13 protein-coding genes are annotated in these 19,149 nt (G+C 71.1%); 10 read left to right on the top strand and 3 right to left on the bottom strand.

The window, feature by feature from the left end; translation table 11 throughout:
• Positions 1–49: 49 nt before the first annotated feature.
• The 10 genes from OOZ19_RS27475 (at position 50) to OOZ19_RS27430 (ending at position 15,863) form a co-directional block, all read left to right on the top strand.
• Positions 50–490, top strand: coding sequence for a DUF5994 family protein (locus OOZ19_RS27475; protein WP_266093066.1), 441 nt, complete (start codon positions 50–52; stop codon positions 488–490).
• A gap of 71 nt (positions 491–561) precedes the next feature.
• On the top strand, positions 562–729 hold the full coding sequence (locus tag OOZ19_RS27470) for a hypothetical protein (protein ID WP_266093065.1): 168 nt from the start codon (positions 562–564) through the stop codon (positions 727–729).
• Positions 726–1,766 (top strand): fatty acid desaturase family protein, encoded by a 1,041-nt coding sequence (locus OOZ19_RS27465; RefSeq protein WP_266093064.1) that lies wholly within the window; start codon positions 726–728, stop codon positions 1,764–1,766. Before OOZ19_RS27470 ends, OOZ19_RS27465 begins: the two co-directional genes overlap by 4 nt.
• A gap of 169 nt (positions 1,767–1,935) precedes the next feature.
• Positions 1,936–3,978 (top strand): bifunctional copper resistance protein CopD/cytochrome c oxidase assembly protein, encoded by a 2,043-nt coding sequence (locus OOZ19_RS27460; protein WP_266093063.1) that lies wholly within the window; start codon positions 1,936–1,938, stop codon positions 3,976–3,978.
• A gap of 158 nt (positions 3,979–4,136) precedes the next feature.
• Complete coding sequence (locus OOZ19_RS27455; protein ID WP_266093062.1) at positions 4,137–4,574, top strand: single-stranded DNA-binding protein; 438 nt, start codon at positions 4,137–4,139, stop codon at positions 4,572–4,574.
• 128 nt (positions 4,575–4,702) lie between these two features.
• The gene (gene ettA / locus OOZ19_RS27450; RefSeq protein WP_266093061.1) at positions 4,703–6,379 is read left to right on the top strand and encodes an energy-dependent translational throttle protein EttA; all 1,677 of its coding nucleotides are present in this window, start codon (positions 4,703–4,705) and stop codon (positions 6,377–6,379) included.
• 81 nt (positions 6,380–6,460) lie between these two features.
• Positions 6,461–9,517 (top strand): ATP-binding protein, encoded by a 3,057-nt coding sequence (locus OOZ19_RS27445; RefSeq protein ID WP_266093060.1) that lies wholly within the window; start codon positions 6,461–6,463, stop codon positions 9,515–9,517.
• 124 nt (positions 9,518–9,641) lie between these two features.
• Positions 9,642–14,573, top strand: coding sequence for an NAD-glutamate dehydrogenase (locus OOZ19_RS27440; protein ID WP_266093059.1), 4,932 nt, complete (start codon positions 9,642–9,644; stop codon positions 14,571–14,573).
• Positions 14,574–14,785: 212 nt separating this feature from the next.
• Positions 14,786–15,229, top strand: coding sequence for an acyl-CoA thioesterase (locus OOZ19_RS27435; protein WP_266093058.1), 444 nt, complete (start codon positions 14,786–14,788; stop codon positions 15,227–15,229).
• Positions 15,222–15,863 (top strand): DUF8010 domain-containing protein, encoded by a 642-nt coding sequence (locus OOZ19_RS27430; RefSeq protein WP_266093057.1) that lies wholly within the window; start codon positions 15,222–15,224, stop codon positions 15,861–15,863. Before OOZ19_RS27435 ends, OOZ19_RS27430 begins: the two co-directional genes overlap by 8 nt.
• A 24-nt stretch (positions 15,864–15,887) precedes the next feature.
• On the opposite strand, the gene OOZ19_RS27425 is transcribed toward OOZ19_RS27430, so the two are convergent.
• The 3 genes from OOZ19_RS27425 to OOZ19_RS27415 form a co-directional block, all read right to left on the bottom strand.
• Positions 15,888–17,204 carry a heparan-alpha-glucosaminide N-acetyltransferase domain-containing protein gene (locus OOZ19_RS27425; protein WP_266093056.1) on the bottom strand — a complete coding sequence of 439 codons (1,317 nt, stop codon included), beginning with the start codon at positions 17,202–17,204 and terminating at the stop codon, positions 15,888–15,890.
• A 272-nt stretch (positions 17,205–17,476) separates the two neighbouring features.
• A complete protein-coding gene (locus tag OOZ19_RS27420) occupies positions 17,477–18,721 on the bottom strand; it encodes an alpha-amylase family glycosyl hydrolase (RefSeq protein WP_266093055.1) in 1,245 nt (414 codons plus the stop codon).
• A gap of 17 nt (positions 18,722–18,738) precedes the next feature.
• The gene (locus tag OOZ19_RS27415; protein WP_266093054.1) at positions 18,739–19,131 is read right to left on the bottom strand and encodes a globin; all 393 of its coding nucleotides are present in this window, start codon (positions 19,129–19,131) and stop codon (positions 18,739–18,741) included.
• Positions 19,132–19,149: the final 18 nt, after the last annotated feature.

The raw sequence follows: 19,149 nt of genomic DNA, 5'->3' as shown, positions 1-19,149 counted from the left end.
GCTCGACTCAACATCCGCACAACACCGAACTTCCGCGCCGCGCTTGCAGATGAAGGCCGCAGGCGTCGCCCGTGACCGTTTCGACGGCGGCTGGTGGCCGCGCACCGCGGAGCGGGTACGCGAGTTCACCGAACTGGTGGCCGCGCTCGGCGACGAGGTCGGGCCGGTCGGCCGCGTGTCCTGCCCCCTCGCGACGTGGGGTGCGATCGACCGAAAAATGATCATCGGAGGTCGGCTGGTGCGGTTCGACGGTTTCCGGGCGATGGATCCGCGCACCGTCGCGGTGATCGGTGCGGACCGTCGGCGGACGAGCCTGCTGGTCGTGCCACCGGGCGCCGCCGACGGCGCGGCACGGGCGGCGCTGAGTTCGGCCGCCGGACTCGCGGGCCCCGATGACGCAGCCGTGCCGGTGCCGCTCCCGCGAGGGGCGGACTCCGGTGCGGAGCAGCGGTGGGAGGCCGAAGGAGGCCGGGTGGCAGCCGTCCGCTGAGCGGTTCGGCAGTGCCACCCCACCGGAGATCGGCCGAAGATCGGCCGATCCAGCGAACAAGAGGAGTTTCATTGACCAGTACGTACACCCCTTCGTCCACCGCCGACGGCGTCGAGCCCGCGGTGTTCAGCCACCCCGAGGACCAGCATCCGCCCGCCCGCCCGGTGGCAGGTGGGCGAACCGATCGTCGCTCCCGGGACATCCGCTTCTCCGAGCAGTCGGCCAACGCGGGTCGATGAGCGAATCGCCGCCGAGCACCGGAGAACGCACCGGTAGCGAGTTCGCCGAGCTGTCCCGCGAGGTTCGCGAGGCGGGATTGCTGCGGCGCAGGCACGGCTACTACGGGTTGAAGATCGCGGGGAACCTGCTGGCGTTCGCGGGCCTGTGGACGGCGTTCGCCTTCCTCGGCGACAGCTGGTGGCAACTCGTCATCGCGGCGCTGCTGGCGGTCTCGTTCGCACAGCTCGCCTTCATCGGCCACGACGCGGGGCACAAGCAGATCTTCCGGGCCCGCCGACCCAACGACGTGCTCGGCACGGTGCACGGCGGCTTGGTCGGCATGAACTTCCAGCAGTGGGTCAGCGGGCACAACCGCCACCACGCCAACCCGAATCACGAGGAGCACGATCCGGACCTGGACGTGCCCGTCGTCGTGTTCACCGGCGCGCAAGCGCGCCTGCGGACCGGTTTCCTCCGCTGGATGGCCAAGCACCAGGCGGTGCTGTTCTTCCCCCTGCTCACGCTCGAAGGTCTCAACCTGCACGTCTCCGGGATCCGGGCGGTGCTGAGCGGGGAGACGAAGCGCCGTCGAGTGGAAGGCGCGGTGTTGGCGATGCACGTCGTGCTGTACCTCGCGGCGGTGTTCCTGGTGCTCTCGCCCGGCCTCGCCGTCATGTTCATCCTCGTGCACCAGGCGTTGTGGGGCGTGTACATGGGTTGCGCGTTCGCGCCCAACCACAAGGGCATGCCCACCATGACCGGAGACAAGATCGACTTCATGCGCAAGCAGGTGCTGACCTCACGCAACATCCGCGGTGGGCCGATCACCGATTTCGTCCTCGGCGGGTTGAACTACCAGATCGAGCACCACTTGTTCCCGAACATGCCCAGGCCGCACCTGCGCCGAGCGCAGCCCATCGTGCAGCGGTTCTGCGCCACGCACGGCATCCCGTACACCCAAGCCGGAATCGCGCAGTCCTACCGCCATGTGCTGCGGCACCTGCACGAGATGGGCGCGCCCCTGCGGGCCGCCGACCGGGTGCGGCGCGCGGCTTGATGAACCCGCCGGTGCTGTGGCGGTCGGGCGCCGGGTCGCGGCGCTGCCTGCGGTGACGACGCCGGTCCGGCTCGAACCGGTGTCCGGGAAATTGGTGGGCACCGGGGCGGCGAGCCGGTCACGGCGCACCCGAAATCGCAGGTCAGAGTGCGGAAGTTAGGCTCGTTGCGTGGCTTCTGAGACCGTTACGCCCGATCCGCGCACCAGGTCCACCACCGTCGGGATCTTGGTCGTCACGGCCGGGATCCTCGCCGCGGTGGTGGCCGCGGCGCTCACCGCGATGTCGGCGAGCGGCTCTTACGCCGCATACGGGCTGCCCGATCCGGGAACGGTCACCAGCCTCGGACTCCCGGTCGTCCGGGTGCTCGCCGAGGCCGGTGCGGTCGTCTGCATCGGCTCGTTGCTGCTGGCCGCGTTCGGCATCCCGGCGCGGCGCTCCGGGCCGCTGCTCGCCGACGGCTACGCCGCGGTGCGCACCGCGGGCTGGGCCGCGGCGGTGTGGTGCGCCGGTGCCGCGTTGCTCGTTCCGTTCACCGCCGCCGACGCCACCGGCCGCCCGATCCACGAGGTGCTCAGCGCCGAGGTGCTGTTCGGGCTCGTCGACGCCCTGGAAGAGGCCAAGGCGTGGCTGCTGACCGCGGGGATCGCGCTGGTGCTCGCCGTGGGCTGCCGGGTGGTGCTGTCCTGGGGCTGGACGGTCGTGCTGTTCGCGATCTCGCTGCTCGGCCTGTTCCCGGTGATCGCCACCGGTCACTCCGCCAGCGGCGGCGCCCACGACATCGCGACGAACAGCCTGCTGTTCCACCTCTTCTCGGCCACGTTGTGGGTCGGGGGACTGGTGGCGCTGCTGGCGCACTTGGCGCGCGGCGGCGCGCACGCCGGGTTGGTGGCGCGGCGGTTCTCCCGGATCGCGTTGGTGTGCTGGATCGTCATGGCGGTCTCCGGCGTGCTGAACTCCTTCGTGCGGGTTCCGCTGGACCAGCTGGTCACGACGACCTACGGGTTGCTGGTCCTGGCCAAGATCGTGCTGCTGGCCGTGCTCGGCGTCATCGCCTACTTCCAGCGGGAGCGGGCGGTGCGGCGCGTCGAGGAGGGCGGGGACACCCTGCTGCGCTTGGGTGCGATCGAAGTGCTGACCATGTTCGCGACGATCGGGGTGGCCGTCGCGCTCGGCCGAACCCCGCCGCCCGCGGAGCTGGGAGCGGCCCCGGACCGCACGGAGCTGCTGATCGGCTACCCGCTGGACGGGGCTCCGACGGCGTTGAAGCTGTTCTTCGACGGCCGGTTCGACCTGGTCTACGGCACCTTGTCGCTCGTGCTGGCCGGGCTGTACCTCTACGGCGTGCGGGTGTTGCGCCGCCGCGGTGACCGGTGGCCGGTGGGCCGGACCGCGGCGTGGCTGTGCGGTTGCGCCAGCATCCTGTTCGCCACGTCGTCGGGCATGGGCCGCTACGCGCCCGCGATGTTCAGCGTGCACATGGGCCAGCACATGATCCTGTCCATGCTCGCGCCGGTGCTGCTGGTGCTGGCGGGGCCGACGTCGCTGGCGCTGCGGGTGCTCAAGCCCGCCGGGAAGGGCGAACCGCCGGGCACCAGGGAGTGGCTGCTGGCGTTCCTGCACTCGCCGGTGACCCGGTGGTTGACCAACCCGTTCGTGGCGCTGGCGTTGTTCGTCGGATCGTTCTGGGCGCTGTACTTCTCCGGGCTGTTCGACGCGGCGTTGCCGGAGCACTGGGCGCACCTGCTGATGAACGCGCACTTCCTGTTGGCTGGCTACGTCTTCTACTGGCCGGTGATCGGCATCGATCCCGCGCCGCGGCCGTTGCCGTCGCTGGCGAAGGTGGGGCTGGTGTTCGCCTCGATGCCGTTCCACGCGTTCTTCGGCATCACCTTGATGATGTCCAAGAACGTGATCGGCTCGGACTTCTACCGGGGCCTGTCGTTGCCGTGGGTGCCGGATCTGCTGGCGGACCAGAACCTGGGCGGCGGGCTCGCGTGGGCGTCGGGGGAGGTGCCGCTGGTGGTGGTGATGCTGGCGCTGCTGATCCAGTGGTCGCGCGCCGATGATCGGGAGGCCCGGCGCTACGACCGCCGGGCCGCCGCCGACGGGGACGCGGATCTGGTCGCCTACAACGAGATGCTGCGGCGGCTCTCCGGTGGTGATGCCGCCGGTTCGGGCTCCTCGGGATCACAATCTCGTTCCGATGGGTGACCCACGAAGGTGGAGTCCTCGTCGATCTCCGATGTGGTTGTCCACAGGCGCTCGATCTGTGCACAGATTGTGAAAAAGGGGTAGCGCGGCGTGATCGCCGCGGCGCACTCTGGAGTCGGGCCGAGGAACGGCTCCGATGCTCCGAAGGGTGGGCCGTGATGTTCGAGACGACCGTGGCAGTGGTGGGGACCGTGCTCACCGAGCCGAAGATCCGGGAGACGCCCCGGGGCGACCGGATCGTCAGCTTCCGGCTGGCGGGCAATTCCCGGCGCTACGACAAGGAAGCCGAGAAGTGGGTGGACGGCGACCGCTTGGTGGTCACCGTCAACTGCTGGCGCCGGGTGGCCGACGGAGTGATCGGCGTGGTGGGCAAGACCACGCCGGTGCTCGTGTCCGGGCGGCTGCACACCCGCGAGTACGAGTCGGCAGGCGGGTGGCGCACCTCCGTCGAGGTGGAGGCCGCGGCCGTGGGGCTGGATCTGGCGCGGGGCAACCGTTTTCCCGGATCCGCGGATCGGCTCGCCGCCGAGCTCGACGCCGTCCAGGGCGAATCCGGGTTCGACAGGTCTCGGCCCGCGGCGGCCAGGAGCGGGTGACCTGCGGGGCTGCGGGGTGGTCCGGTGACCAGCGGTGAAGCCGGGCGAGCAAGGGACGTGCGCAGCCAGTGGAGCGGCAAGCGACGGCGGTGCACGGGCCGACACGGGTCGCAACTACGATTCAGGGCATGGCCGAGTTCATTTACACCATGAAGAAGGTGCGGAAGGCGCACGGGGACAAGGTCATCCTCGAGGATGCGACCATCCAGTTCCTCCCCGGTGCCAAGATCGGCGTCGTTGGCCCGAACGGCGCCGGCAAGTCGACCGTGCTCAAGATCATGGCGGGACTCGAACACCCGAACAACGGTGAAGCGTTCCTCTCGCCCGGTTACACCGTCGGCATCATGCAGCAGGAGCCTCCGCTCAACGAAGACAAGACCGTCCTCGGCAACGTCGAGGAAGGCGTCGGCGAGATCATGGAGAAGCTGCACCGCTTCAACGCGATCGCCGAGCAGCTCGCCACGGATTACACCGACGAGCTGATGGAGGAGATGGGCAAGCTCCAGGAGGACCTCGACCACGCGGACGCGTGGGAGATCGACTCCCAGCTCGAGCAGGCGATGGACGCGCTGCGCTGCCCGCCGCCGGACGCGCCGGTCACCCAGCTCTCCGGTGGCGAGCGCCGTCGGGTCGCGCTGTGCAAGCTGCTGCTGAGCAAGCCCGATCTGCTGCTGCTGGACGAGCCGACGAACCACCTGGACGCCGAGAGCGTGCTGTGGCTGGAGCAGTTCCTCGCCACCTACCCGGGCGCCGTCCTCGCCGTGACGCACGACAGGTACTTCCTGGACAACGTCGCGGGCTGGATCCTGGAGATCGACCGCGGTCGCACCTACCCCTACGAGGGCAACTACTCCACGTACCTGGAGAAGAAGCAAGAGCGGCTCGCCGTGCAGGGCAAGCGCGACCAGAAGCTCCAACGCCGCCTCAAGGACGAGCTGGAGTGGGTCCGCTCCAACGCCAAGGCCCGCCAGACCAAGTCGCGCTCCCGGCTGGACCGCTACGAGGAGATGGCGGCCGAGGCGGAGAAGACCCGCAAGCTCGACTTCGAGGAGATCCAGATCCCGCCGGGCCCGCGACTGGGCAACCAGGTCGTGGAGGTGGAGAACCTCAAGAAGGGCTTCGGCGACAACCTGCTGATCGACGGTCTGTCGTTCGACCTGCCGCGCAACGGCATCGTCGGCGTCATCGGTCCGAACGGCGTCGGCAAGACGACGCTGTTCAAGACCATCGTCGGCCTGGAGCAGCCGGACGCGGGCACCGTCAAGGTCGGCGACACCGTTCGGCTGTCGTACGTCGACCAGAACCGGTCCAACATCGACCCGAAGAAGAACGTGTGGGAGGTGGTCTCCGACGGTCTCGACTACATCCAGGTCGGCCAGGTCGAGATGCCGTCCCGCGCGTACGTCAGCGCGTTCGGCTTCAAGGGCCCGGACCAGCAGAAGCCGGCGGGCGTGCTCTCCGGCGGTGAGCGCAACCGGCTGAACCTCGCCCTGACCCTCAAAGAGGGCGGCAACCTGATCCTGCTGGACGAGCCGACGAACGACCTCGACGTCGAAACGCTGGGCTCGCTGGAGAACGCGCTCGAACAGTTCCCCGGCTGCGCCGTGGTGATCTCGCACGACAGGTGGTTCCTGGACCGCGTCGCGACGCACATCCTGGCCTGGGAAGGCGACGACGAGAACCCGGCCAAGTGGTACTGGTTCGAGGGCAACTTCGAGGGCTACGAGAAGAACAAGATCGACAGACTGGGGCAGGAAGCCGCCCGTCCGCATCGTGTCACCCACCGGAAGTTGACCCGGGGCTGATCCTGGCGGGGAGGCGTCTTGGCCAGCGTGCACGGAGCTCAACCGGGCGGTGCGCAAGAGTTGTTCGAACCCGCTTGGCAGATGCGTTGGCGGGTTCCCGAGCTTGCCCTGATGCTCGGCGATCAAGCCGTGGCACAGGCCAGACGTGTCGGAGATCGTTCGCTGCGGCTCCGTGCCGAGGCGGTGGCGCTGTTCGCGTCCAACCGCCTCGGGCACGGCGTCGCGGTGACCAACCGGGCCATCACGGCGGTGCGCGACGCGGAGCGCGCGGGTGATCATGAGATCGCCGCGGAGCTGCGCGTCGAACTGGCCTGCTGCGCGCGTACCGCCGGTGGGCACGAGGTCGCGCTGCGCGTGTTGCAGCCGGTGCTGGAGCGCGAGCGGATCGAGCCATCGCTGCGCGCGCACGCACTGCTGGAGCTCGCGGCGGCCCTGCCGGGCAAGCAGCGGGAAGCGGAACGCTCCGAGGCGCTCGACGAGGCCGATCGGCTCTACGCCGCCGCCACCGAGCTGAACCGGGACACCAGCAGGCTGCTGCTGGCGCGGGTACGCACGGCACGGGCCGGGCACCTGCGGCGCAACGGGGACTTCGAACAGGCCGCGCGCTCCGCCGAGGCGGGGCTGGCACTGCTGGACCGGCTCGGCGATCCCGCTGCGGAGAGCGGCGAGATCCGGGCGCGCCTGGTGCTGGAACGAGTGCACTCGCTGCTGGACCTCGGTCGTCGCGTCGAGGCCGTCGAAGCCGCCTTCCCGGTGATCCGCACGCCCGTCCGTGCGGCGGCGGCCGGGCCGTCGGGGTGGCTGCGGCTGGCGTTGGCGACCCGCGTGCACCTGCCCTCCGGCGAGCTCGCCGCGGCGGTCAGGTTGCTCAACGACGCGGCGGCCAACGCCGAACGGCACAAGCTGGACTGTCTGCTCGCCGAATCGCTGAGCATGTCCTCGCAGACCCACGAGCGGGCCGAGGAGTACGTCGAGGCCCTGGCCATGCTGCGACGCGCGTACGCCGCCGACCGGCGGTGGCGTGCCGCGGTGCACTCGGCGCGGGTCCGGCTGCTGGAGGAGTTCCCGGCGCTGGCGACCGCGAGCCCGGCCGCGCGAGGCACCGCCGGACGGACCGCCGAGCCGGCGGAACCCATCGCGCCCGCCGCAGCCGAAGCGGGCTCCCGGCAGGCCGCCGAAGCGGTCGCGGAACCTGCTCCGGAACGCCCCCGGCGATCCCGTGCCGCAGCCGATCCCGTCGTCGAGGCCTCCGCGCACGACTCGGACGGTGCGCACGGCGCCGACGTCCCCGCGCCGCGGCAGACCGCCGGACGCCGCCGGGCCGACGGCACCGGTCGCCCGCAGCGCCTCGCGGACCCCGAACCCCAGGCCCCCATCGTCCCGGCCCCGCTCCCGGAGACTTCCTGGCCGGAGCCGGAACCCGCGCCGGAAGCGCAAGCGCTCATCGCGCAGCAGCCCTCGTCGGGCGACCCGCTCGACGAGTACCGCAAGCCGGGGGAGAGCAGCGTGCGCGACGCCGCGCGCAGGCTGATGGACACGCTCACCAGCCGCGTGGCAGACGACCGCAGACCGCATCCGGACACCCCGGGCCAAGATCGGCCCGCCTCGGCGCCGGAGACCTCGGGCACCGCGATGCCCGAGCCCCGCGCGCCGGAGCAGGATCCCACCGCGCCGCCCGCGGCCACCGCCGGATCCGGCGGCAAGCGCCGCGCACCGGAACCGGAGCCGCCCGCGGCGGACGAACCGGGTCGCCACGGCGGGGTGGACGTCCCCGTCGGTCGTGTCACCGCCGCGCCGTTCAGCGAAGGGTTCCCGGTCTTCGACTTCGGATCCGGTGGTGCATCGGACCGGGGCGCCGAGAGCAGCGCCGAGGACTTCCCGGACTTCCGCACCCGGGGCGCGCGACGCGAGGAACCCGCGGTCGACGAGCCGTCCCCCTCCCCTTCCGAGATGGGCGCCCCCTGGGACCGGAGCCCGGCCACCGAGCCGGTCGCGCCACCCGACGTGACCGCGATCATGCCGGTGATCTCCATCCCGGACGACGAGCCGCCGGCCCCTTCGGGCCAGGTCGGTGCGGTGGAGCACCTCGACGACTCCGCCGTGCCGCGCGGCCCCGAGCGGTGGCCCGCCGATCCGGGCCCGGCGACCCCGGAATCCTTCGGTGCGGCCACATCCGGGTCGTACGAGGAAGGTGGCCGCCGGTCCCGCGGCCGATCGCTCGCGGAGATCCGCGAAAGCCTCGCCGAGATGCAGCGCCACGGCCGGGAGGACACCGGACAGGACGCACCGCGCCGGGCCGCCCCGGAACGAGCGGACTCCGATCCGCTGGGCGACCGGGGCGACGAGCCGCCTCGATCCGGCGCGTCGTGGGCGGACCGCTACTTGGGCGCGTACCTCGACGGCGATCCGCAGGAGGCCGCTCCGGAACCGCGCTCCGGCGGCAGGCGCCGCGCCCGGCACGCCGATCCCGACGAGCAGCCCGCCACCCCCGCGATACCGGAGACACCGCGCTGGGAGCCCGAACCGGAGTCGTCGTACCGCGATTCCCCGCAGTGGGGCGGAAGTGCGACGCGGTCCACCGGCGCACCGGACCCGCTCGGCCCATCGGGAACGACCGATTCGGGGTTGCCGCCGAACTTGGGCGCGCTGTCCGAACCTCCTCACGCTGAGCCGTACTACACCGGAACCTCCTACGCGGAGTCCGTGTTCGCGGATCCGGGCGAGGACGTGTCCCCGTTCGACCGGACCCGCCCCGAGTTCGGACCGGCGCATTCCGCAGGCCTCGACTCCGCCGGTTCGGCGCTCGCCGATCCCGGCCGCCCCGCGGCGGAACGGCTCGAATCGGCGGCGGAACTGCTGGCGCGCCACCGCGACGGCGGAACCGAGCAGTCCTCCGACGACGAGCCGGGCAACGAGGTCGGCCTGGCGGACCTGCTGGCCGAAGCGCTGCTCGCCTACGAGAACGGCAGACGCGGCCAGGACGACACCGACGGTGCGGGAAGGCACGGGCAGCCCACGGCGAACGGGCACCCGGTCGGCCTGCCGCACCCGAACGACGCGGAGCCGGAAGATCCCGGCACGCCACGCCATCGGCGGCCCGCGTCGCACCACGAGCCCTGGACGTCGTGGGGCCACTGAACGTTGTGCCGGGGTTTCCCCTGGGAGCGGTGCCGCTCCCACCTGATCCGCTCTCAGCCTGGCAGGCTTAGGGTGGAATCCGTGTTGGCACAACGCGGTGCCGTCAAGCGTGGAGCAGCTGAAGATGACCTCGAAACCCCGATCCGCCATTCCTGACGCCGACCCCGTCAGGCCTGCCGTGCTGGAGAACCCGGAGGCCTCGAAGGCCTGGTTGCTGGATCGTTCCGCCGAAGCCGCCGGGGAGCTCGGCGAGCTGTTGCGGACCTACTTTCGGCATGTGCCTGCCGAAGAGCTCGTGGGAGACGAGCCGGCGGAACTGGTCGCGGCCCTGCGGTCGCACCACGCGCTGGCCGGTGTGAGAGCGGCGGGCCGCCCGCTGGTGCGGATCGTGAACCCCAACCTCGAACCGGACGGCTGGCGGAATTCGGCGACCGTGCTGCAGCTGGTCACCGACGACATGCCGTACCTGGTGGACAGCGTGATCGCCGAGCTGACCCGGCACGGCGCCGAGGTGCAGCGCGTCATCCACCCGATCGTCGTGGTGCGCCGCGACGCCGCGGGCCAACTGCTCGAAGTGCTGCCGCAGGCCGATCCGGGCGATCCGCCGCAGGACGCGCTGGCCGAGTCGTGGATGTTCGCCGAAGTCGACCGGATCACCGACGCCGACCGGTTGCAGGCGCTGGAGCAGGGTCTGCTCACCGTGCTCAGCGACGTCCGGGAGGTCGTCGAGGACACCGAGCGGATGCTGGCGAAGGCCCGTTCGGTGGCCGACGAGCTCGAAGCGCAGCGCGGCCAGCAGGCGCAGGACGGCGCGGGCCTGCTGCGCTGGCTCGCCGACGGCCACTTCACCTTCCTCGGCTACCGGCACAACGAACTCACCGAGCAGGACGGCCGGCCGGAGCTGAGCCCCGTGCTGGCGTCCGGGCTCGGCGTGCTGCGCAGCGACGCCGTGGGCGCCGAGGACCTCACCACCGGCGCCGACGTGCTCACCAGCACCGGGTCCGGTGAGCCGCTGGTGCTCACCCAGGCGAGCACACCGTCCACAGTGCACCGCTCGGTGCATCCGTTCTACGTCGGCGTGCTGACCTACGACGAGGGCGGGGCGGTCAACGGGGAACACCGCTTCCTCGGCATGTTCACCACCACGGCGCTGCACGAGAACGTGCTCGACATCCCGTTCATCGAGCGCCGGGTGCGCAAGGCCATCCACGGCGCCGGGTTCCCGCTGGAGTCCTATTCGGGGCAGCGGATGCTGGAGGAGATCCAGAACTACCCGCGCACCGAGCTGTTCTCCACCGACCTGGAGACGCTGCGCGACACCGTGACCGGTGTGCTGGCGCTCGCCGAACGCCGCAAGCTCAAGCCGTTCGTGCGCCGCGACCCGTACGGCCGGTTCTTCTCCTGCCTGGTGTACCTCCCGCGGGACCGCTACACGACCCGTTCCCGGCTGGCGATGCAGGAGGTCCTGCTGGCCGAGCTGGGCGGCGGCAGCGTCGAGTACAGCACCCGAGTCGGGGAGTCGGCGCTGGCCCGCGTGCACTTCGTGGTGCACACCAAGCCCGGTGGGGAGGCCCCGGAGCCGGACCTGGCGCGCATCCAGCAGCGGCTGTCCGAAGCGATCCACACCTGGGAAGACCAGATGGTCGACGAGGTGGAGATCGCCCCGGCCGACACCGAGGAGCCGCGCCGGGTGCGCCGCTCGGAGGCCGCGAGCGAAGCCGCCCAGCAGTACGCCGCCTCGTTCCCCGAGGCGTACAAGGAGGACTTCAGCGCGGGCGAGGGCCTGCTGGACCTGCGCAAGCTGGAGTCGCTGTCCGGCGAGCACGACCTGCGCATGTCGTTCTACACGCCGCGCGACGCCGCGCCGGGCGAGCGCCGGTTCAAGATCTACGTGACCGGTGAGCGGGTGACGCTGTCGCGGGTGCTGCCGGTGCTGCAGAGCATGGGCGTCGAGGTCGTCGACGAGCGCCCCTACGAGGTTGTGCCCGAGGGCGGCGACCAGTGCTGGATCTACGACTTCGGGCTGCGCCTGGAGGCCGGGCTGCTCGACACCGAGGGCGCCGAGCGGATGGACACGTTGCGCGAGCGGTTCGAGGACTCGTTCCGCGCCGCCTGGCAGGGCGAGGCGGAGGTGGACCGCTTCAACTCCCTGGTGCTGCGCGCCGGTCTCAGCTGGCGCCAGGCGTCGGTGCTGCGCGCCTACGCGAAGTACCTGCGCCAGACGGGCGTTCCCTACAGCCAGGAGTTCATCGCTGACGTCATCCTCACGCACCGGGCGACGACGGTGGCGCTGACCCGGCTGTTCGAGGTGCGCTTCGACCCGAAGCTCGGCGAGGAGGACCGCGCCGCGCAGCAGGAGGAGCTGCGCACCCAGATCACCCGGTTGATCGACGATGTGACCAGCCTCAACGCCGACCGGATCCTGCGCAGCTATCTGAGCCTGATCACCGCGACGCTGCGCACGAACTACTACGCGGACGGCGCGCGGGAACGCTCCTACCTGGCGATGAAGCTGGAGCCGAAGGAGATCCCCGGACTGCCCGAACCGCGGCCGGAGTACGAGATCTTCGTGTACTCGCCGCGTGTGGAGGGCGTGCACCTGCGGTTCGGCTCGGTGGCCCGCGGCGGGCTGCGCTGGTCGGACCGGCAGGAGGACTTCCGCACCGAGATCCTGGGCCTGGTCAAGGCGCAGGCGGTGAAGAACGCGGTGATCGTGCCGGTCGGCGCGAAGGGCGGCTTCGTGGTGAAGCGCCCGCCGCTGCCCACCGGTGACCCCGGCAAGGACCGGGAGGCGAACCTGAACGAGGGCATCGCCTGCTACCGCATGTTCATCTCCGGCCTGCTGGACCTGACCGACAACCTCGTCGCCGGTGAGGTCGATCCGCCGCAGGGCGTGGTGCGCCACGACGGCGACGACACGTACCTGGTGGTGGCCGCGGACAAGGGCACGGCGGCGTTCTCCGACATCGCCAACGAAGTCGCCGGTTCCTACGGCTTCTGGCTCGGCGACGCGTTCGCCTCCGGTGGTTCCGTCGGCTACGACCACAAGGCCATGGGCATCACCGCGAAGGGCGCGTGGGAGAGCGTCAAGCGGCACTTCCGCGAGCTGGACGTCGACACGCAGCGCGAGGACTTCACCGTCGTCGGCATCGGCGACATGGGCGGTGACGTGTTCGGCAACGGCATGCTGCTGTCCGAGCACATCCGGCTGGTCGCGGCGTTCAACCACATGCACGTGTTCATCGACCCGGAGCCGGACGCGGCGAGCTCGTTCGCGGAGCGCCGCAGGCTGTTCGAGCTGCCCCGGTCCACGTGGGACGACTACGACCGCGGCAAGATCAGCGAGGGCGGCGGCGTGTGGTCGCGGTCGTTGAAGTCGATCCCGCTGGGCGACAAGGTCCGCACCGCGCTCGGCATCGACTCCTCGGTGACCGCGCTGCCCCCGGCCGAGCTGATCAAGGCGATCCTGCAGGCGCCCGCCGACCTGCTGTGGAACGGCGGCATCGGCACCTACGTGAAGGCCGGTGGCGAGACGCACGGCGACGTGGGCGACAAGGCGAACGACGCGGTCCGCGTCGACGGTGGCCAGCTGCGGGCGCGGGTGGTCGGTGAGGGCGGCAACCTGGGCCTCACCCAGCTCGGCCGCATCGAGTTCGCCCGCGCCGGCGGCAAGGTCAACACCGATGCGCTGGACAACTCCGCCGGGGTGGACTGCTCGGACCACGAGGTCAACATCAAGGTCCTGCTGGACCACCTGGTGTCCGAGGGCACGTTGGACGGGGCGCAGCGCAACGAGCTGCTCGCGGAGATGACCGACGAGGTCTCCGACCTGGTGCTGGCCGACAACTACCGGCAGAACGCGGTGCTCGGCATCTCCCGCGCGCACGCCGCCGAGATGGTGTCGGTGCACGCCAGGCAGATCACCGCGCTGGAGGACAACGGGCTCGACCGCGAGCTGGAGGCGTTGCCCGGCAAGAAGGAGCTGCGCGACCGGGAGAAGAGCGGGAGCGGTCTGAGCTCGCCGGAGCTGGCGACGCTGATGGCGCACGTGAAGCTCTCGTTGAAGGAGCAGGTGCTGGCCAGCGACCTGCCGGACGCGGACGCGTTCAGCGGGCGGCTGCCGGACTACTTCCCGAAGCCGCTGCGGGAGCGCTACGCCGACGCGGTGCCCGCGCACCCGCTGCGCCGCGAGATCACCTCGACGCTGCTGGTCAACGAGGTCGTCGACGGTGCGGGCGTGTCCTACGCGTACCGGTTGTCCGAGGAGATCTCCGCCACCGCCACCGACGCGGTGCGGGCGTTCGCCGTGGTCACCGGCGTGTACGACCTGCCGGAGCTGTGGCGGCGGATCGACGAGCTGGACAACGTGGTGCCCAGCCGGGTCGCGGACGAGATGGTGCTGCAGGTCCGCAGGTTGCTGGACCGGGCCGCCCGCTGGCTGCTGTCGAACCGGCCGCAGCCGCTGGCGATCGGTGCCGAGATCAGCCGGTTCCGGCCGGTCGTGGCGGAGCTGTCGGCGAGCGTGCCCGGCATGCTGCGCGGCCGGGCCGCCGCCGGTGCGCAGGAGAAGACGCAGCGGCTCATGGCCGAGGGCGTGCCGGCGGACCTGGCGGAACGCATCGGGGCGCTGCTGGACACCTACGCGCTGCTGGACATCACCGAGGTCGCCGAGCTCGCCGAGCGCGACGCCGGGTTCAGCGCGGAACGCAGCCCTCGGGAGAGCGCGGAGCTGTACTACGTGCTCTCCGAGCACCTCGACATGGAGCGGCTGCTGCTGGCGGTCAACGGGCTCGAACGCGGCAACCGGTGGCATTCGCTGGCGCGGCTCGCGCTGCGCGACGACCTCTACGCCTCGTTGCGGGCGTTGACGATCGACGTGCTCAGCACCAGCGACCCGGAGGAACCGGCGGCGGACAAGATCGCCCAGTGGGAAGCCACCAACGCTTCCCGGATCGGGCGGGCCAGGACTTCGCTGGAGGCGATCAAGCGCTCCGGCACCTTGGACCTGGCGACGTTGTCGGTGGCCACCCGGCAGTTGCGCAGCATGGTGCGGTGATGCCGGTCGTTGCTCCGGTGGGAGCGGCGACGTGAGTGGAGGAGGGGCGGGCCGCGCGGTCCGCCCCTCCTCGCGTCCGCACCCGGCGATGCGGCGCGGAGCGCCACCGCGCGGCTGTGCGAGGCTCGGGGCGCGAGGCCGATCGTTCGCACCGGCGAGCGGACTACGATCTGGGTGAGCCTCAGCCATCACCACGGAAAGGACACCGACGAGTGGGTGCGTTCGTAGCCGATGTTCCGCTGCGCTGGTCCGACATGGACGCGTTCGGGCACGTCAACCACGCCAGGACGGTGACCCTGCTGGAAGAGGCCCGGGTGGAGCTGCTGTTCACCGAAGCGGGCAGGCAGGGACTGCTCGGCATGGCCGAAGGCATGGTCGTGGCGCGCCTCGCCGTGGACTACCGGATCCCGGTGGCGCATTCGGCGGGCACCTTGCAGGTGCGGTTGTCGGTGCGGGACCTCAAGTCGGCCTCGTTCGTCATCGACTACTCGGCGTCCACGAGCGGTTCCGCGGAGGTCGCCACGGCCGAGACCGTCATGGTGCCCTACGACCTCAAGGCCGGGCGCCCGCGCAGGCTCACCGCCGACGAGCGGACGTTCCTCGCCGAGTGGCAGCTCGCGCACGCGACTTCGGAAGCGGGGCAGGACCGTGCCTGAACTGCGAATGCCGGACCCGGTGGAACGCGACGACCTCGGCGCGTTCGTGGCGCGTTCGGTGCGGCTGGACTCGCAGACGGCGATCCGGCTGCGCAACCGCCGGGACACCGGACGCATCGACGTGTGGGCGGTGACGCCGTTCGACGCGTTGTGCACGCGCTCCGTGGGAGGCGAGGCGGATCCCGCGGACCTCACCGTGTCCGGCAACGAACTGCTGGCCGCGCTGACCGTCGCGGGTGGCCCGAAGATGGATCCGGGGCCGCCGCGGGACCTGCTGTGGCGTTCCGAGCTGCCACCGCCGGAAGGCTGGCGGCGGGTGGACGACCTGCCCGCGAAGCTCGTCGGCGAGGTTGCCGACCGCGGGATCGGTGTGGCGAAGGAGAACGTGGGGCCGAAGGGCACCCCGCCCGCTTCGCTGCTCGATCAGGAGGTGTTCACGGTCAGCGGTTCCGGGCTCGACGTGAAGATCCCGCTGCGCTGCCTGTTCGTGCTCTCCGGCATGGGTTTCCTCGTCTCGGACCCGGCGGAGTCGGAGATCGTGCGGGTCAGCGCGACCGATTCCTGGCTGCGGCTGGATTCGCGCTTCGGCGCGGTGGTCCGCCGCCGCCACGCGCTGCTGCCGCTGCTGATGTGAGCGGGCGCGCGGTGCTCGCCGGGGTCAGGCGCGGCGGGGCTGGAGGCGCTCGGTGCACCAGGTGACCGCGGTGCTCACCGCGCCTTCCAGCGGGCCGCGGCGGAAGAACCGCTTCCACATCGTCGCGAACACCAGCGAGAACACCAGGAACAGCTCCGACATGTAGGTGTTCACGAGCCCGACGATGCCCTCCGGGCGATGCCCGTCCGGGGGGAACGCCGGGAGGTCCGGGATCCACGTGGCGGCCTGGCCCATGCTCGCGAGGTTGTCCAGCGTCTCCGGAACCCCGCTCATCGGCCAGCCGCCGACGACGATCTGCCAGGCCATCACCAGCGCGTGCAGCGCGTACAGGGTGAGCGCCATCGTCCCGGCCTTGATCAGCGGGAGCAGCGGGCGTTCGAAGCGGTCCGCCAGCTCCAGGCACAGCACCAGGATCGCCACCGCCACGCCCAGCGAGCCCAGCAGTTCGAAGGTGGAGCCGCTGTGCGGGCGGGCCGCGAGCAGGAACTCCGGGTGCTCGATCGGCACGGTGCCCTCGGTGAGCACTTCCGGCAGCGGGCCCGTCACGAGCCCCAGCAGCGCCGAGGTCGTGTACGTCACCACCGCCACCAGCACGCTGCCGATGCCCAGCCGCAGCCGCACCGCGCGGGAGCGCAGGTCGAGCCTGCCGATGGTGATCCCCGCCAGCACCAGCCCGAGGTACGTCGCCGCCGGGTAGAAGTCCAGCAGCGTCAGGTCGAGCACGCCCAGCTCGGCGAACAGGCGTCCCGGGTCGACGGAGTTGAACGCCCCCACCGCCGCCGCCACCGAGTTGTTCCCGGCGAGCATGCTGCGCAGCAGGTACGAGGCCTGCGGACCGGCGACCACCAGCACCCCGGCGGCGATGGCGGTGCCGCGCGGCCCCATCCCGAGGAACGGCAGCGACAGCAGGAAGTACACGCCGTAGAACGGGATGATCACGGTGAGCAGGAAGCCCGTCGCTTCCGTCGCCTTCGCCAGCGCCAGCCCGATGATCAGCAGCAGCACCGCCCGGATCGCGACCCGCACCCGCGCGTCCCGCAACGCGGCCCCGGTCAGCGGGGTTCCGCGCCCGGTGAGCATCGCCAGCGAGACCCCGGCCAGGAAGGTGAACAGCGCGGTCGCGCGCCCGCTGGAGGCCTGCGCCAGGCCGATCTCGACGAAGCCGCCGCTGAACGGCGCCCCGAAGTGGATCACGAACATGCCGAAGATGGCGACAAATCGGGCCAGGTCCACACCGAGCAGCCGGTTACCGCGGGCTGTCCGGGGGCGTTGATCACGGCGCTGGGCCTCGTGGCGAGGTGCCGGGCTCGCTGCGGTCATGACGTCCTGAAAGAGACTGAAGGCGGAACTCGGGCGTTGCACAACTTACCCGCCGGTCGTGACCCGCTCGCCGCAAGGTCGTCCGGCGCGTTGGGTGCGGCGCCGGTACCCGCTCCCGCCTGCGCGTTCGCCCTGATCCAGCGCTCCGGCGATCGCCCGATTGGGCTGATCGGGTGACGGTTCCGTGATTTGTTCATCGCACCGGAAGCGCAAGGGGAACGGCCCAGTGGGGCACTGCGGTCGGGCGAGCGCCTCGCTCGTCGCGGGAGGGGTCAGATGAGCCACACCGCGGTGTTCGGCGGCAGCCGTTCGCCCTCCAGCGCGCCGCTGGAGAGCAGCACCTCACCCGGCGGCAACGTCACCGGTTCCGCCGACGCGTTCAACGCGCAGGTGAGCTCACCCGGTTCCCGGCGGAACGCGAGGCACCCGGGCGGGGCTCCGAACCACGACACCTGGTCACCGCGCAGCGCCGGATGCTCCTTGCGGAGCTCCAACGCGCGCCGGTACAGCGACAACGTGGAATTCGGGTCCTCCAGCTGGGCTTCCACGGTGTAGGAGGCCCACTCCGAGGACATCGGCCACCAGCCGCCCGGCACCGGTGAGAAGCCGAACGACGGTTCTTCGCCCTCCCACGGCATCGGGCCGCGCGCGGGCGACGTCGAGCGCGTGCCGCCTGCGCTGGGCAGGCCCAGTTCCTCACCGGTGTCCAGCCCGACGATGCCCGGCAGGCCCAGCGTCACCAGGGCCAACGCCCGAGCCCGCGCCTCACCGGTGGCGCCACCGCCGAACCGCGTCACCGGATGCATCCGGTCCTCGCCGGTCACGACCCACACCGCGGGCACTCCCAGCATCTCCGCTGACGCGAGCATCCTGGTGATGACCTCGCGCAACTCCGCCGCGTCGAACAACGTGCGGCCCAGCCGCAGATCGATGCCGATGTCCCAGCCGTCGTGGTCGTCGTAACCGTCGAACCACGACTCGTCGATCAGCACCCCGATGCCGCGCCCCGGGTAGTCCGCCGCGATGGGCGAGAGCCTGGCCAGCACCTCGCGGACCGCGGCACCCGCGGGTTCGCCCGCACCGGGAGCCACCGCGACCCGCAAGGCGTCCACGCCGCGGTCCAGCCAGAACCGCACCGACGTCGCGAACACCTCGTGCCCGTCGGTGCCGATCCGGTCGACCAGGTCGCGCTGCGCGGTCACGTCGATCGCCACCCGCAGGCCCGCGGCGTGCGCCTCGTCCACCAGCGACTCGAACGACTCCAGCTCGCCCAGCACCGGGTCGACGCCGCGACCGCGCTCCGGATCGGTCAGCGGGCTCGCCGTCAGCGCCGTCAGCCACAGCGCGTCCACACCGAGCAGCTCCAGGTACCCCAGGCGCAGCCGGGCGCCGTCGAGATCCCCCACGCCGTCACCGTTGGCGTCGGCGAACGAACGCAGGTCGACCCGGTAGAAGACGGCATCGCGCCACCAAGGCGCGACCGCCGCCGCTCCCGAATCCCCCACCGGTGCGTTCATGACAAACGATCAGGCTCCTAGAACCACGAATTCATCATGCTCTGCGCCGCCATCTCCAAGTACTGCCAGAGCTGCCGGTGATGCTCGTCGTCGAGCTCGGCCTCGTCCACCGCGATCCGCATGCAGCGCAGCCATGCGTCCCGTTCCGCAGGGCCCACCTTGAACGGTGCGTGCCGCATCCGCAGCCGGGGGTGGCCCCGACGGTCCGAATAGGTGTGCGGCCCGCCCCAGTACTGCATGAGGAACAGCCGCAGCCGCTCCTCGGCGGGCCCCAGGTCCTCCTCCGGGTACAGCGGGCGCAGCAGCTCGTCCTTGGCCACCTCCTCGTAGAACCGGGCCACGATGAAGTGGAAGGTGGATTCGCCGCCGACTTGGTCGTAGAAGGTCTCCGGTGCGCTCACGCGTTCCATCCTCCCCTGCCGGCGGCG

It is taken from the genome of Saccharopolyspora sp. NFXS83 (assembly GCF_026241095.1).
Classification (GTDB): domain Bacteria; phylum Actinomycetota; class Actinomycetes; order Mycobacteriales; family Pseudonocardiaceae; genus Saccharopolyspora_C.
This window is presented reverse-complemented; position numbering and strand designations above follow the sequence as displayed.

What these genes read in the sequence shown, in the direction of transcription:
- OOZ19_RS27465 (WP_266093064.1), top strand. Translation starts at nt 726, where the DNA reads ATGAGCGAATCGCCGCCGAGCACCGGAGAACGCACCGGTAGCGAGTTC.
- OOZ19_RS27425 (WP_266093056.1), bottom strand. Translation starts at nt 17,204, where the DNA reads ATGACCGCAGCGAGCCCGGCACCTCGCCACGAGGCCCAGCGCCGTGAT.
- OOZ19_RS27440 (WP_266093059.1), top strand. Translation starts at nt 9,642, where the DNA reads ATGACCTCGAAACCCCGATCCGCCATTCCTGACGCCGACCCCGTCAGG.
- OOZ19_RS27455 (WP_266093062.1), top strand. Translation starts at nt 4,137, where the DNA reads ATGTTCGAGACGACCGTGGCAGTGGTGGGGACCGTGCTCACCGAGCCG.
- OOZ19_RS27445 (WP_266093060.1), top strand. Translation starts at nt 6,461, where the DNA reads ATGCGTTGGCGGGTTCCCGAGCTTGCCCTGATGCTCGGCGATCAAGCC.
- OOZ19_RS27420 (WP_266093055.1), bottom strand. Translation starts at nt 18,721, where the DNA reads ATGAACGCACCGGTGGGGGATTCGGGAGCGGCGGCGGTCGCGCCTTGG.
- OOZ19_RS27475 (WP_266093066.1), top strand. Translation starts at nt 50, where the DNA reads ATGAAGGCCGCAGGCGTCGCCCGTGACCGTTTCGACGGCGGCTGGTGG.
- OOZ19_RS27415 (WP_266093054.1), bottom strand. Translation starts at nt 19,131, where the DNA reads ATGGAACGCGTGAGCGCACCGGAGACCTTCTACGACCAAGTCGGCGGC.
- ettA (WP_266093061.1), top strand. Translation starts at nt 4,703, where the DNA reads ATGGCCGAGTTCATTTACACCATGAAGAAGGTGCGGAAGGCGCACGGG.